The sequence below is a fragment of the Streptomyces sp. NPDC048370 genome (assembly GCF_043200825.1).
Lineage (GTDB): Bacteria > Actinomycetota > Actinomycetes > Streptomycetales > Streptomycetaceae > Streptomyces.
Genome location: NZ_JBICYI010000004.1, coordinates 52349 through 66602, shown reverse-complemented (window position 1 = coordinate 66602; position 14254 = coordinate 52349). Strand labels below are relative to the sequence as shown.

The window sequence follows — 14254 nt, the reverse complement described above, 5'->3', positions numbered from 1 at the left end:
ATGGCTGTGGACACCAGCAGCCAGTCGGTGGCGAAGGCCGCGGGCGACAATGTCGCCCGCGGCCGGCGCCGCGGTACTGGTACGTCCCGGGGCCCGTTGAGGCGCTCCCTCTCCACCCACTGGTACGCCTGGGCGATGGTCGCCCCGGTGGTGGTCGTGATCGGCGTGATCATCGGCTACCCGCTGATCCGCGGCGTCTACCTCTCGCTGACCGACGCGAACGAGCGGAACGTCGCGCGTTCCATCGGCGTCAACGAGATCCCCGCGACGTACGAGTTCGTCGGCCTGGACAACTATGTCGAGGCGCTCACCGGCGACCAGTTCCTCTCCACCCTCGGGTGGACGCTGGTGTGGACCGTCGCCTGCGTCTCCGTCACCTTCGGCCTGGGCCTGGCCCTCGCCAACGTGCTCAACCGGAAGATCGCGGGACGCTCGCTCTACCGGATGCTGCTGATCCTGCCGTGGGCCGTGCCCGGCTTCGTCTCGGTCTTCGCCTGGCGCTTCCTCTACGACGAGCGCCGCGGCCTGCTCAACCAGATCCTCACCGGCGGCGGCCTCGACGCCCTGCCGTGGCTCAACGACCCCACCTGGGCCAAGTTCTCGGTCATCGCCGTCAACGTCTGGCTCGGCATCCCGTTCATGATGGTCGCCCTCCTCGGCGGGCTGCAGTCCATCCCCGGCGAGCTCTACGAGGCCGCCGAGATGGACGGCGCGAACGCCTGGCAGCGCTTCCGGCACATCACGATGCCCGGCCTGCGCTCGGTCTCCACGACCGTGATCCTGCTGAGCACCATCTGGACCTTCAACATGTTCCCGGTGATCTTCCTGCTCACCCGCGGCGGTCCCGGTGAGGCCACCCAGATCCTGGTCACCCAGGCGTACAAGTTCTCCTTCGAGATCAGCCCCCGCGACTTCGCCCAGTCGTCCACCTGGGGCGTCATGATCCTCGTCCTCCTGATGGTCTTCGCCGCGGTCTACCGGCGCGTCCTCCGCAAGCAGGGAGAAGTCTGGTGACCACCACGACCCCACAGACCGTGACCAACACCCCGATGCGCGACCGCCGTTCGCCGCTCGCCTCGGTCGGGCTGCACGCCACCCTGATCGTGGCCTCCGTGATCGCCGTCTTCCCGGTCCTGTGGGTCTTCCTGACCTCGATCAAGCCGGCCAAGTACGCGAGCACGACGGACTTCGTCAAGGAGACGACGTTCGAGAACTACACGAACCTGCTGAAGGACACCCCGTTCCTCACCTGGTTCGGCAACTCGCTGCTCGTCGCCGGTCTCACCACGGTCCTCGGCGTCTTCATCGCCTCCACCACCGGCTACGCCGTCAGCCGCTTCCGCTTCCCCGGCAAGCGCGGACTGATGTGGACGCTGCTGATCACCCAGATGTTCCCGGTCGCCGTCCTCATCGTGCCGATCTACAACATCATGTCCTCGATGGGGCTGCTCAACGAGCCCGCCGGCCTGGTCATCACGTACCTCACCATCGCCGTGCCGTTCTGCGCCTGGATGATGAAGGGCTTCTTCGACACCATCCCGCGCGAGATCGACGAGTCCGGCCAGGTCGACGGCCTCACCCCGTTCGGCACCTTCTGGCGGCTGATCCTGCCGCTGGCCAAGCCCGGCATCGCGGTGACGGCGTTCTACTCCTTCATCACCGCCTGGGGCGAGGTCGCCTACGCCTCCGCCTTCATGGTCGGCGACGAGAACCTCACCCTGGCCGGCGGACTGCAGAAGTTCGTCAACCAGTACGGCGCCCAATGGGGGCCGATGTCCGCGGCCTCCGTCCTCATCGCCCTCCCGGCCGCGCTGGTGTTCCTCTTCGTCCAGCGGCACCTGGTGACCGGCATGTCCGCCGGCGCCGTCAAGGGCTAGCAGCCGAGCACCCCGCCGTACGTACGCCATCTCCTTACCGATCAAGGAAGACATGACCCAGCATCTCGCTGCCCCCGCCGCCGCCCCGACCACCGGCACGCACACGGGCTGGTGGAGAGACGCGGTGATCTATCAGGTCTACCCACGCAGCTTCGCCGACGGAAACGGCGACGGCATGGGCGACCTGGAGGGCATCCGCAGCCGGCTGCCGTACCTGAAGGACCTGGGCGTCGACGCCGTCTGGCTCAGCCCGTTCTACGCCTCCCCGCAGGCCGACGCCGGCTACGACGTCGCCGACTACCGGGCCATCGACCCGATGTTCGGCAACCTGCTCGACGCCGACGCGCTCATCCGCGAGGCGCACGAGCTGGACTTGCGGATCATCGTCGACCTGGTGCCCAACCACTCCTCCGACCAGCACGAGTGGTTCCAGCGCGCGCTGCGCGAGGGCCCCGGCTCCCCGCTGCGCGAGCGCTACCACTTCCGTCCAGGCAAGGGCGAGAACGGTGAACTGCCGCCCAACGACTGGGAGTCCATCTTCGGCGGCCCCGCCTGGACGCGCGTGGCGGACGGCGACTGGTACCTCCACCTCTTCGCGCCCGAGCAGCCCGACTTCAACTGGGAACACCCCGCCGTACGCGACGAGTTCCGCTCCATCCTGCGCTTCTGGCTCGACATGGGCGTCGACGGCTTCCGCGTCGACGTCGCCCACGGTCTGGTGAAGGCCGAGGGACTGCCCGACATCGGCGCCCACGACCAGCTCAAGCTGCTCGGCAACGACGTCATGCCCTTCTTCGACCAGGACGGCGTCCACGAGATCTACCGCTCCTGGCGCCAGGTCCTGACCGAGTACGACGGGGAGCGCGTCCTCGTCGCCGAGGCGTGGACCCCGACCGTCGAGCGCACCGCGCACTACGTGCGCCCCGACGAGATGCACCAGGCCTTCAACTTCCAGTACCTGGGCACCCATTGGGACGCCGAGGAGCTGCGCCGGGTCATCGACGCCTCGCTCGCCGCGATGCGCCCGGTCGGCGCGCCCACCACCTGGGTGCTCTCCAACCACGACGTCACGCGCCACGCCACCCGCTTCGCCAACCCGCCTGGCCTCGGCACCCAGTTGCGCGAGCCCGGCGACCGCGCGCTCGGCCTGCGCCGGGCCAGGGCGGCGACGCTGCTCATGCTGGCGCTGCCCGGCTCCGCGTACGTCTACCAGGGCGAGGAGCTCGGCCTGCCGGACGTCACCGACCTGCCCGACGAGGTCCGCCAGGACCCGTCGTTCTTCCGGGCCACCGGCCAGGACGGCTTCCGCGACGGCTGCCGAGTGCCCATCCCGTGGACCGTCGAGGGTTCGTCGTACGGCTTCGGCGGCGGTGGCAGCTGGCTGCCGCAGCCGGCGACCTGGGGCGGGCTCAGCGTCGAGGCGCAGGCCGGCGACCCCGGTTCCACCCTGGAGCTGTACCGCAGTGCGCTCGCGGTGCGCCGCGAGCGACCCGAACTCGGTGCGGGCGAAGGCGTCGAGTGGCTGGAGGCACCCGAGGGTGTGCTCTCCTTCCGCCGCGACGGCTTCGTCTGCACCGCCAACACCACCGGCCGGGCCATCTCCGTCCCGCTGCCCGGCCGGTTCCTCCTCTCCAACGAGCCGATCTCCCACGGGGAAGGCGTCGTGGAGCTGCCCGCCGACACCACCGTCTGGTGGGCGGTGTGACCGTTCCCCTGCCGCGGGGGGGGGGGGGGGGGGGCCCCCCCCCGGCGGGGCCCCCCCCCCCCGGGGGGGGGGGGGGGGGGCCCGGGCCCCCGGGGGGGGGGCCCCCCCCCCCCCCCCCCGCGGCTCGCGGACATCGCGGCCCAGTCGGGCGTCAGCGAGGCCACGGTCAGCCGCGTCCTCAACGGCAAGGCGGGCGTGGCCGGCGGGACCAGGCACCGCGTCCTGGCCGCGCTCGACGTGCTCGGCTACGAACGTCCCGTACGGCTGAAACGGCGCAGCGCGGGCCTGGTCGGCCTGGTCGTGCCCGAGCTGACCAACCCGATCTTCCCGGCGTTCGCCCAGGTCATCGAGCAGGTCCTGGCCGGACACGGCTACACCCCGGTGCTCTGCACCCAGATGCCGGGCGGGGCCACCGAGGACGAGCTGGTCGAGCAGCTGGAGGAGCGCGGGGTCACCGGCATCGTCTTCCTCTCCGGACTGCACGCGGACGCCTCCGCCGACCCGGAGCGGTACGTCCGACTGGCCGCGCGGGGCGTCCCGTTCGTCCTCATCAACGGCTACAACGAGCGCGTCGACGCCAACTTCGTCTCGCCCGACGACCGGGCGGCGGCGCGGATGGCCGTACGGCACCTGGTCGAGCTGGGTCACGAACGGATCGGCCTGGCGATCGGCCCGACGCGCTACGTCCCCTCGCGCCGCAAGGCCGAGGGCTTCACGGCCGAGCTGTACGCGGCGCTCGGCCTGGAGCGGGCGGAGGCCGAACGGTACATCCGGCCCACGCTGTTCGGCGTCGAGGGTGGGCACGCGGCGGCCGACATCCTGCTCGACCAGGGCTGCACCGGGATCGTGTGCGGCTCCGACCTGATGGCGCTCGGCGCGATCCGCGCGGTGCGCGCCCGTGGCCTCGACGTGCCCGGTGACGTGTCGGTGGTCGGCTTCGACGACTCGCCGCTGATCGCCTTCACCGACCCGCCGCTGACCACCGTGCGCCAGCCCGTGCAGGCGATGGCTACGGCGGCGGTGGGCGCGCTCCTTGAGGAGGTGGAGGGCAACCCCGTGCAGCGCACGGAGTTCGTCTTCCAGCCGGAGCTGGTGGTACGCGGCTCCACGGCGCAGCCCCCGGCCGGGCGCTCGCTGCAACTCCTTGCGTAATCGCTTGCGTTGAGGGGTCCAAAGGGTTGACCCGGCCTCGGGGCGCTCGTACGGTCACGGCTGAAAACAGTTGCTGTCAATTTCGGCAACTTCTTGCGACAGGGACGTCGTCAGGAGGAATCATGGCCAGAAGGACCGTGGCCGCTGCACTCGCCTTGGTGGCGGGAGCCGCTGTGGCCGTCACGGCGCCGCCCGCTCCGGCGCAGGCGGCAGCACCCGGCCCGAAGGACGTCACCGCGGTGATGTTCGAGTGGAAGTTCGCCTCGGTGGCCAAGGCCTGTACGGACCAGCTCGGTCCGGCCGGCTACGGCTACGTACAGGTCTCGCCGCCCCAGGAACGGATCCAGGGCACGACCTGGTGGACCGCCTACCAGCCCGTCAGCTACAAGATCGCCGGACCGCTCGGCGACCGCACCGCCTTCAAGGCCATGGTCGACACCTGTCACGCGGCGGGCGTGAAGGTCGTCGCGGACACCGTCATCAACCACATGGCGAACGCCTCGGGCACGGGGACGGGCGGGACCTCGTTCTCCAAGTACGACTACCCGGGCCTGTACTCGGGCGCCGACATGGACGACTGCCGGGCCACGATCTCGAACTACCAGGACCGGGCCAACGTCCAGAACTGCGAGCTCGTCGGCCTCCCGGACCTCGACACCGGCGAGGACTGGGTGCGCGGCCGGATCGCCGCGTACATGAACGACCTGCTCTCGCTCGGCGTGGACGGCTTCCGCGTCGACGCCGCCAAGCACATGCCGGCCGCGGACCTCGCGAACATCAAGTCGCGGCTGAGCAACCCGGGCGTCTACTGGAAGCAGGAGGCGATATTCGGGGCGGGCGAGGCGGTCTCGCCGAGTGAGTACCTGGGCAACGGGGACGTGCAGGAGTTCCGCTACGCGCGGGACCTCAAGCGGATCTTCGGCTCGGAGAAGCTCGCGTACCTGAACAACTTCGGCGAGTCGTGGGGCTACATGAGCTCGGGCTCGGCGGGCGTCTTCGTGGACAACCACGACACGGAGCGCGGCGGGGACACGCTCAACTACAAGTGGGGCGCGACGTACACGCTGGCCTCGGTCTTCATGCTGGCCTGGCCGTACGGCTCCCCGGACGTCCACTCCGGCTACGAGTGGTCGGACAAGGACGCGGGCGCGCCGGGCGCCGGCCAGGTGAACGCCTGCTACGCCGACGGCTGGAAGTGCCAGCACGCGTGGCGCGAGATCGCCTCGATGGTGGGCTTCCGCAACGCGACGCGGGGCACGGCGGTCGGCAACTGGTGGGACAACGGCAACAACGCGATCGCGTTCGGGCGGGGCGACAAGGGGTACGTGGCGATCAACCACGAGGGTTCCTCGCTGACGCGGACGTACCAGACGGGTCTTGCGGCGGGAACGTACTGCGACGTGCAGACGGGGACGCCGGTGACGGTGAACGGCTCGGGCCAGTTCACGGCGACGCTGGGCGCGAACACGGCGCTCGCGCTGCACGTGAACGCGCGCTCGTGCGCGCCGTCGTCGTCGGTGACGGGAGCGTCCTTCGCCGTCACGGCGACGACGACGTCCGGCCAGAACATCTACGTGACGGGCAACCGCGCGGAGCTGGGCAACTGGGCCCCGTCGGCGGCGCTCCAGCTGGACCCGGCGTCGTACCCGACGTGGAAGCTCACGGTCCCGCTGCCGGGGGGCACGACGTTCGAGTACAAGTACGTCCGCAAGGACGCGGCGGGCAACGTGACGTGGGAATCGGGCACGAACCGCGTGGCGACGGTCCCGTCGTCGGGCGGCGGCCCGGTCACCCTGACGGACACGTTCCGCACGTGATGTGACGGTGCGCGTCTGAGGGGGCTTGGGCCGGGGGCGTGCCTTGGGGCCTCGGGCCCGGGTCCGGCGCGAGGCCTTGCGCTTGGGGCCGGCACGGACGGGCCTCGGGCTCGGTGCCGGTGCGATGGGACTCGCGCCGGGGGCCGGGTGCGATGGGACTCGCGCCGGGGGCCGGTGCCGAACGCCCCTGTGCCAGGGGCCCGGCTGAACGGCCTTGTCCCGAGCCCCGCCCCCGTGGGTCGTGCCCACCCGTTCCGCCCTGCGGAACGTATGCCCACAACGGGGGTCGCGATCCTGCGGCGCCCGGCCCGCCAACTGGCGGCGCGAAGCTGCCGCCTCGGCGGCGCGGGGCTCGTGCTGAACGGCCCTGTTCCGGGCGCCGCCCCCGTAGGCACAACGGATGCGGCGCGAAGCTGCCGCCCCCGCGTTGCGGGGCCCGTGCCGCACGGTCCCGTTTCGGGCACCGCCCTCGTGGGTTGTGCCCACCCGTTCCGCCCCTGCGGAACGTATGCCCACAACGGGGGTCGCGATCCTGCGGCGCCCCGCCCGCCAACTCGCGGCGCGAAGCTGCCGCTTCACCCGCCCCGCCCCGGGAGCCCCCGGCAACCCGCCCCGCCCCCCCCACCAGACCCCGGCAACCCGCCCCGCCCCCCCCACCAGACCCCGGCAACCCGCCCGCCCCCCACCAGCCCCCGGCAGGGTTTCGGGGAGGGGTGGGGTGGGGGGCGAACTCGTTAAGGAGAACGTACTTGTTCCGCATCGGACGACCGCGCGCCCTCGGCGTCGCCCTCGCCGCGAGTCTGGCGGTCGGGCTCAGCCCCGCCCTCCCCGCAGCCGCCGCGCCGCCACCCCCACCCCCGCCCTCCGACCGGGCCCTCGCCGCCCAGCCCGCGCGGCACGACCTCACCCGGGAGCAGTTCTACTTCGTCCTGCCCGACCGGTTCGCCAACGGCACCCCCGCCAACGACCGCGGCGGCCTCACCGGCACCCGCCTCCAGACCGGGTTCGACCCCGCCGACAAGGGGTTCTATCAGGGTGGCGACCTCAAGGGGTTGACCAAGAAGCTCGACTACATCAAGGGGCTCGGCACCACCGCCATCTGGCTCGCGCCGATCTTCAAGAACCAGCCCGTCCAAGGCACCGGCAAGGACGCCAGCGCCGGCTACCACGGCTACTGGATCACCGACTTCACCCAGGTCGACCCCCACTTCGGCACCAACGCCGACCTGGAGAAGCTCATCGACCAGGCCCACTCCAAGGGCATGAAGGTCTTCTTCGACGTCATCACCAACCACACCGCCGACGTCGTCGACTACGAGGAGAAGAGCTACGGCTACCTCTCCAAGGGCGCCTTCCCCTATCTCACCAAGGACGGCGTCCCGTTCGACGACCGAGACCTGGACGGTTCCTTCCCGCGCGTCGACTCCGACTCCTTCCCCCGTACCCCCGTCGTCCCCGCCGCCAAGAAGAACCTCAAGGTTCCCTCCTGGCTCAATGACCCGACGATGTACCACAACCGCGGCGACTCCACCTTCGCCGGTGAGTCCTCCCAGTACGGCGACTTCGTCGGTCTCGACGACCTCTGGACCGAACGTCCCGAGGTCGTCGAGGGGATGGAGAAGATCTACCAGCGCTGGGTCCGCGATTTCGACATCGACGGCTTCCGCATCGACACCGTCAAGCACGTCGACACAGCGTTCTGGACCCAGTGGGCCACCGCCCTCGACGAGTACGCCGCGAAGCGCGGCCGCGACGACTTCTTCATGTTCGGCGAGGTCTACTCCGCCGACCCGGCGATCACCGCCCCGTACGTCACCGAGGGCCGCCTCGACGCCACCCTCGACTTCCCCTTCCAGGACGCCGCCCGCGCCTTCGCCTCCCAGGGCGGCTCCGCGGACAAGCTGGCGAACCTCTTCGGCCAGGACTACCGCTACACCACCGACAAGGCCAACGCCTACGAGTCGGTCCCCTTCCTCGGCAACCACGACATGGGCCGCTTCGGCACCTTCCTCAAGCAGGACAACCCGAAGGCCGACGACGCCGAACTCCTCGCGCGCTACCGGCTCGCCAACGAGCTGATGTTCCTCACCCGGGGCAACCCCGTCGTCTACTACGGCGACGAGCAGGGCTACACCGGCGCCGGCGGCGACAAGGACGCCCGCCAGACCCTCTTCGCCTCGAAGACCGCCGACTACCTGGACGACGACCAGCTCGGCACCGACCGCACCCACGCCACCGACGCCTACGACACCGGTCACCCGCTCTACCGGCAGATCGCCGCGCTCTCCGCGCTCACCAAGAAGCACCCCGCGCTGCGCGACGGCATCCAGGAGCAGCGGTACGCCGAGGGCTCCGTCTACGCCTTCTCCCGTACCGACGCCCGCACGAAGAGCGGGTCCGCCGAGTATGTCGTCGCGGTCAACAGCTCCACCGAGGCGAAGACCGTCGAGATCCCGACCGGCTCCGTCGGCACGGACTTCACCGCGATCCACGGCGGTGACGCCCGCGTCACCAGCGCCGGTGACACCAAGGTCAAGGTGACCGTCCCCGCCCTCGGCTCCCTCGTGCTCAAGGCCGAGAAGCCGCTCCCCGCGCCCGCCGCCACGCCCACGATCACCCTCAAGGCGCCCGCCGCCGGAGCCACCGGCACCGTCGAGATCACCGCCGACGTCGACGGCGGACAGCTCAACCGCGTCGTCTTCGCCGCCCAGACCGGCACCGGAAAGTGGCAGGTCCTCGGCTCCGCCGACCACGCCCCGTACAAGGTCACCCAGAAGATCACCGCGCCCGCCGGAACGGCCCTGCGCTACAAGGCCGTCGTCGTCGACAGCGCGGGCCGTACCGCGAGCGCGACCGCCGCGACCACCAGCGGCGCCCCGGTCGTCGAGCAGCCGCCGACCGCCACCCAGCGCGACTACGCGATCGTCCACTACAAGCGCCCCGCCGGGGACTACGACGACTGGGGCCTCTACACCTGGGGCGACATCGCCGACGGCGAAGGCACCACCTGGCCCGCCGGAAAGCCGTTCACCGGCCGTGACGCGTACGGCGCCTTCGCCTACGTCAAGCTCAAGCCCGGCGCCTCCTCGGTCGGCTTCATCGCCGTGAACAAGGACGGCGTCAAGGACACCGACGCCGACCGCGCCATCGACCTCTCCAAGACCGGCGAGGTCTGGATCGAGCAGGGCAGGTCCGAGGTCCTGAACGCCGCGCCCGAGGGCGCGTACCCGCCCCAGGACACGACGAAGGCCGTCCTGCACTACAAGCGCGCCGACGGCCGGTACGACGGCTGGGGACTGCACACCTGGACCGGCGCCGCCAGCCCCACCGACTGGAGCCGCCCGCTGGAGCCGGTGCGCGTCGACTCCTACGGAGCCGTCTACGAGGTGCCGCTCGCGGCCGGCGCCACCTCCCTCTCGTACATCCTGCACAAGGGCGACGAGAAGGACCTGCCCACCGACCAGTCCCTCGACCTCAAGGCCAACGGCCACGAGGTGTGGCTGCTCGGCGGCCAGGAGAAGTACCTGCTGCCGCAGCCCAAGGGCAGCGGCGCCGCGCTCGACCTGACCAAGGCCCATGCCGTCTGGATCGACGGGACGACCCTCGCCTGGAACGGCAGCGACGCCGCCGCGTCCGCCGTGCTCCTCTCCTCCCGCGACGGCTCGATCAAGGCCGAGAACGGGACGCTCACCGGGAACCGGCAGGTGCTGCGCCTCGCCAGGACCGAGCTCACCGACGCCCAGAAGGCCGCCTTCCCGCACCTGAAGTCGTACGGCGCCTTCACCGTCGACCCGCGCGACCGCGACCGGATCCGCGAGGCCCTCAAGGGCCAGCTCGTCGCTGCCCAGTACGCGGCGAACGGCGCCGTCCTGACCGCCACCGGCGTCCAGCTCGCCGGGGTCCTCGACGACCTGTACGCGCCGAAGGCGACCGGCGCCGGCCTCGGCCCGGTCTTCCGCAACGGCCGCCCCACGCTGTCGCTCTGGGCCCCCACCGCCCAGTCCGTCGCGCTCGAACTCGACGGCAGGACCGTCCCCATGCGCCGCGACGACGCCTCCGGCGTCTGGTCGGTCACGGGCACGCGCGCGTGGACCGGAAAGCCGTACCGGTACGTGGTGAAGGTCTGGGCGCCCAGCGTCCGGCAGATCGTCACCAACAAGGTCACCGACCCCTACGCCACCGCCCTGACCACCGACTCGGCCCAGAGCCTCGTCGTCGACCTCGCGGACCCGAAGCTCGCGCCGAAGGGGTGGACGGGCCTCAAGAAGCCCGCCGCCGTACCCCTGCGCGACGCCCAGATCCAGGAACTCCACATCCGCGACTTCTCGATCGCGGACCCCACCGCCCCGGCCGACCACCGCGGCACCTACCTCGCCTTCACCGACGCCGGCAGCAAGGGCTCACAGCACCTGAAGGCGCTCGCCGCCTCCGGCACCTCCTACGTCCACCTGCTCCCTGCCTTCGACATCGGCACCATCCCCGAGAAGAAGTCCGACCAGACCGAACCCGCCTGCGACCTGAAGGTCTACGCCCCCGACTCCGAGGAGCAGCAGGCCTGCGTGGCCGCCGCCGCTGCCAAGGACGCCTACAACTGGGGCTACGACCCGCTGCACTACACCGTCCCCGAGGGCTCCTACGCCACCGACCCCGAAGGCACCCGCCGCACGGTCGAGTTCCGGCAGATGGTCCAGTCGCTGAACGGCGCCGGCCTGCGCACGGTCATGGACGTGGTCTACAACCACACCGTGGCCGGCGGCCAGGCCGACAAGTCCGTCCTCGACAAGATCGTGCCCGGCTACTACCAGCGCCTCCAGGCCGACGGCTCCGTCGCCACCTCCACCTGCTGCGCCAACACCGCGCCCGAGAACGCCATGATGGGCAAGCTCGTCGTGGACTCGGTCGTCACCTGGGCCAAGCAGTACAAGGTGGACGGCTTCCGCTTCGACCTCATGGGACACCACCCGAAGGAGAACATCCTCGCCGTCCGCAAGGCCCTGGACGCGCTGACCCTCGCCAAGGACGGCGTCGACGGCAAGGCGATCGTCCTCTACGGCGAGGGCTGGAACTTCGGCGAGATCGCCGACGACTCCCGCTTCGTCCAGGCCACCCAGAAGAACATGGCCGGCACCGGCATCGCGACCTTCTCCGACCGGGCCCGTGACGCCGTGCGCGGCGGCGGCCCCTTCGACGAGGACCCCGGCGTCCAGGGCTTCGCCTCCGGCCTCTTCACCGACCCCAACTCCTCGACCGCCAACGGCACTCCTGAGCAGCAGAAGGCCCGGCTGCTCCACTACCAGGACCTGATCAAGGTCGGTCTGACCGGCAACCTCGCCGACTACACCTTCACCGACACCTCCGGCCGTACGGTCAAGGGCAGCCAGGTCGACTACAACGGCTCCCCGGCCGGCTACGCGGCGGCCCCCGGCGACGCCCTCGCCTACGCCGACGCGCACGACAACGAGACCCTGTACGACGCGCTCGCCTTCAAGCTCCCGGCGACCACATCGGCCGCCGACCGGGCCAGGGCGCAGGTCCTCGCCATGGCGACGGCGACCCTCTCGCAGGGCCCCGCGCTCTCCCAGGCGGGCTCGGACCTGCTGCGCTCCAAGTCGCTCGACCGCAACTCGTACGACAGCGGCGACTGGTTCAACGCGATCCACTGGGACTGCCGGGACGGCAACGGCTTCGGGCGCGGTCTGCCTCCGGCGGCCGACAACAAGCCCAAGTGGTCCTTCGGGAAGCCGCTGCTCACCGCCCCGGCCCTGACCGTCGGCTGTGCGCAGATCGACGGCGCCTCCGCCGCCTACCGGGACCTGCAGAAGATCCGTACGACCGAGCCCGCCTTCTCCCTCGCCACCGCCGGGCAGGTCCAGGACGCCCTGTCCTTCCCGCTGTCGGGCAGCGGCGAGACCCCTGGCGTGATCACCATGCGCCTGGGCGACCTGGTCGTGGTCTTCAACGCGAGCCCGGAGCAGCAGACCCAGCGGCTCGCCGCCCTGGCAGGGAAGGACTACGCCCTCCACCCGGTCCAGGCGGCGGGCACGGACGCCACGGTGAAGTCGTCCTCCTACGAGCCGACGTCCGGCACCTTCACGGTCCCGGCCCGCACGGTGGCCGTCTTCAAGGCCGGGTGAGCGCCTTCTCCAACAGCGTGACCCCGTAGCGCGTGCCGTCGGCGGCGAGCTTTCCCGGCTCCTCGCCGACGACCCCGTAGCCCGCGGCTTCGTAGTACGTACGGAGTCGCGGGTTGCTCGTCACACAGTCCAGCCGGGCCACCGCCCGCCCACCGGCCGCGATCCGCTCCTCGGCATGCGCCAGGAGCGCGCGGCCGGCGCCGGCGGGGGCGGCCTCCCGGTCGGTCATCAAGCGGTGGACGTAGCCCGCGACCGGGGGCTGCGGGCCCCACGCCTGCTCGTCGTCCCACCACAGCTCGTACGCCCCGACGGCCCGGTCTCCGCAGGACGCCAGCCACACCTCGCCCGTGGAGATCCGCGCCCGGAAGTGCTCCGCGCTCTTGTCGCCCGGCTTCCACTGGTCGATCCCGTGGTGGACCATCCACCGCGCGGCCCCGTCGAACAGGCCGACCAGAAGATCGAGATCGCGGTCGTCGGCCTGCCGGAAGGTCACCTGTGCGTCGTTCATGGCGATCACCGTACGACGCCCTCTAGCGGGCCGTCCGGCCGCCCTGGGCCGGTACCCGCGGTACCAGTGTCATCAGGCGGTCGACCAGCTCGCCGAACGGGCCGTCCACCGGCTCGTCGGCGAGGATCCGGATCAGGATGTCCGCCATCTCCGTGTCGTACGCCGCGCTCACCGCCGACAGCGCCGCGAAGTCGTGCACGAGCTGCAGCTCCAGCTCCGCGCGCGGCACCCGGCGCCCGTCGAGCCAGATCAGCGCCGTCGACTCGGCGAGCGACACCCAGGAGCGGACGACCAGTTCGAGCCGGGCCGAGGGGGTCTCCACCTCCAGGTGCGCCAGGATCTGCTCGTAGGCCGCCTGCCGCACCTCGTCGATCATCGCGTTGGTGGTGGAGGAACCCACCGCGGGGCCGCCCCGCATCAGCGCGGCGAAACCCGGGCCGTGGTCGTCGACGAAGTCGAAGAACCGGCCCATCACCCGCAGCAGCCGCGCGCCCAGCGGGCCCTGCGGCGGCTCCACGAACCGGGCGGCCAGCTCGTCCGCCGCCCGCCGCAGCGCCGCCTCGTACAGGCTCTGCTTGCCGGGGAAGTAGTGGTAGACCAGCGGCCGCGAGATCCCCGCGGCCGCGGCGATCTCGTCGATGGAGACCTCGTCGGGAGAGCGGTGGCTGAACAGCTCCAGAGCCACCCCGATCAGCTGCTGCTTGCGCTCCTCGACGCCCATCCTGCGGCGCACTCCGGTCGTCATGCGAACAGCCTAACGGGCGTCCGTTACGCTCCTTCGACATGAGCACATCCGGTTTGAGCCCGAAGCAGGCACGCCAACTGCGGATAGCGGCGGCCTCCGTTCTGCTGGTCGCCATGGCCGTGGTCCTGGCGATCCGGCTCGCCAGCCGTACGTCCGTCCTCGTCGTCGGCGTGTACGGGCTCGCGATGATCCTCTGCGGCGTCGTGATCGAGCTCTCCCGCAACGGACGCACCCGACTGGGCACCTGGCTCCTGGTGGGCGGCCTCGCGGCCGCGCTCGCCTTCGACTGGCTGATCCTGCCGTGACCTGACGACGA

At 71.1% G+C, this 14254-nt stretch carries 9 protein-coding genes; 7 read left to right on the top strand and 2 right to left on the bottom strand.

Annotated features, from left to right (window positions below; genetic code table 11):
• The 6 genes from ACGFYP_RS11100 to pulA all read left to right on the top strand — a co-directional run bounded on the left by ACGFYP_RS11100 (position 1) and on the right by pulA (position 12685).
• Complete coding sequence (locus ACGFYP_RS11100; RefSeq protein ID WP_393489490.1) at positions 1-1014, top strand: carbohydrate ABC transporter permease; 1014 nt, start codon at positions 1-3, stop codon at positions 1012-1014.
• Between the two features lie 35 nt (positions 1015-1049).
• Positions 1050-1877, top strand: coding sequence for a carbohydrate ABC transporter permease (locus ACGFYP_RS11095; RefSeq protein WP_361968225.1), 828 nt, complete (start codon positions 1050-1052; stop codon positions 1875-1877).
• 52 nt (positions 1878-1929) lie between these two features.
• Positions 1930-3582: a glycoside hydrolase family 13 protein gene (locus tag ACGFYP_RS11090; RefSeq protein WP_393489486.1), complete on the top strand. Its 1653-nt coding sequence runs from the start codon at positions 1930-1932 to the stop codon at positions 3580-3582.
• A 132-nt stretch (positions 3583-3714) separates the two neighbouring features.
• A complete protein-coding gene (locus ACGFYP_RS11085) occupies positions 3715-4734 on the top strand; it encodes a LacI family DNA-binding transcriptional regulator (RefSeq protein WP_393490901.1) in 1020 nt (339 codons plus the stop codon).
• 122 nt (positions 4735-4856) lie between these two features.
• Positions 4857-6551 carry a carbohydrate-binding module family 20 domain-containing protein gene (locus ACGFYP_RS11080; RefSeq protein ID WP_393489483.1) on the top strand — a complete coding sequence of 565 codons (1695 nt, stop codon included), beginning with the start codon at positions 4857-4859 and terminating at the stop codon, positions 6549-6551.
• Between the two features lie 749 nt (positions 6552-7300).
• Positions 7301-12685 (top strand): pullulanase-type alpha-1,6-glucosidase, encoded by a 5385-nt coding sequence (pulA, locus tag ACGFYP_RS11075; protein ID WP_393489477.1) that lies wholly within the window; start codon positions 7301-7303, stop codon positions 12683-12685.
• Here pulA and ACGFYP_RS11070 read toward each other — a convergent pair.
• Entirely contained in the window at positions 12672-13193 is a 522-nt protein-coding gene (locus ACGFYP_RS11070) for a GNAT family N-acetyltransferase (RefSeq protein ID WP_393489468.1), read from the bottom strand. The genes pulA and ACGFYP_RS11070 overlap by 14 nt on opposite strands.
• 22 nt (positions 13194-13215) lie before the next feature.
• Positions 13216-13938 carry a TetR/AcrR family transcriptional regulator gene (locus tag ACGFYP_RS11065; protein WP_393489459.1) on the bottom strand — a complete coding sequence of 241 codons (723 nt, stop codon included), beginning with the start codon at positions 13936-13938 and terminating at the stop codon, positions 13216-13218.
• A gap of 38 nt (positions 13939-13976) precedes the next feature.
• Between ACGFYP_RS11065 and ACGFYP_RS11060 the strand changes: the two genes are divergently transcribed.
• Positions 13977-14243 carry a hypothetical protein gene (locus ACGFYP_RS11060; RefSeq protein WP_362013524.1) on the top strand — a complete coding sequence of 89 codons (267 nt, stop codon included), beginning with the start codon at positions 13977-13979 and terminating at the stop codon, positions 14241-14243.
• The last annotated feature ends 11 nt before the right edge of the window (positions 14244-14254 follow it).

Excerpts from the sequence above, each read along its gene's own strand:
- ACGFYP_RS11100 (WP_393489490.1), top strand. The coding sequence starts at position 1 with ATGGCTGTGGACACCAGCAGCCAGTCGGTGGCGAAGGCCGCGGGCGAC.
- ACGFYP_RS11090 (WP_393489486.1), top strand. The coding sequence starts at position 1,930 with ATGACCCAGCATCTCGCTGCCCCCGCCGCCGCCCCGACCACCGGCACG.
- ACGFYP_RS11070 (WP_393489468.1), bottom strand. The coding sequence starts at position 13,193 with ATGAACGACGCACAGGTGACCTTCCGGCAGGCCGACGACCGCGATCTC.
- ACGFYP_RS11060 (WP_362013524.1), top strand. The coding sequence starts at position 13,977 with ATGAGCACATCCGGTTTGAGCCCGAAGCAGGCACGCCAACTGCGGATA.
- ACGFYP_RS11080 (WP_393489483.1), top strand. The coding sequence starts at position 4,857 with ATGGCCAGAAGGACCGTGGCCGCTGCACTCGCCTTGGTGGCGGGAGCC.
- ACGFYP_RS11065 (WP_393489459.1), bottom strand. The coding sequence starts at position 13,938 with ATGACGACCGGAGTGCGCCGCAGGATGGGCGTCGAGGAGCGCAAGCAG.
- ACGFYP_RS11095 (WP_361968225.1), top strand. The coding sequence starts at position 1,050 with ATGCGCGACCGCCGTTCGCCGCTCGCCTCGGTCGGGCTGCACGCCACC.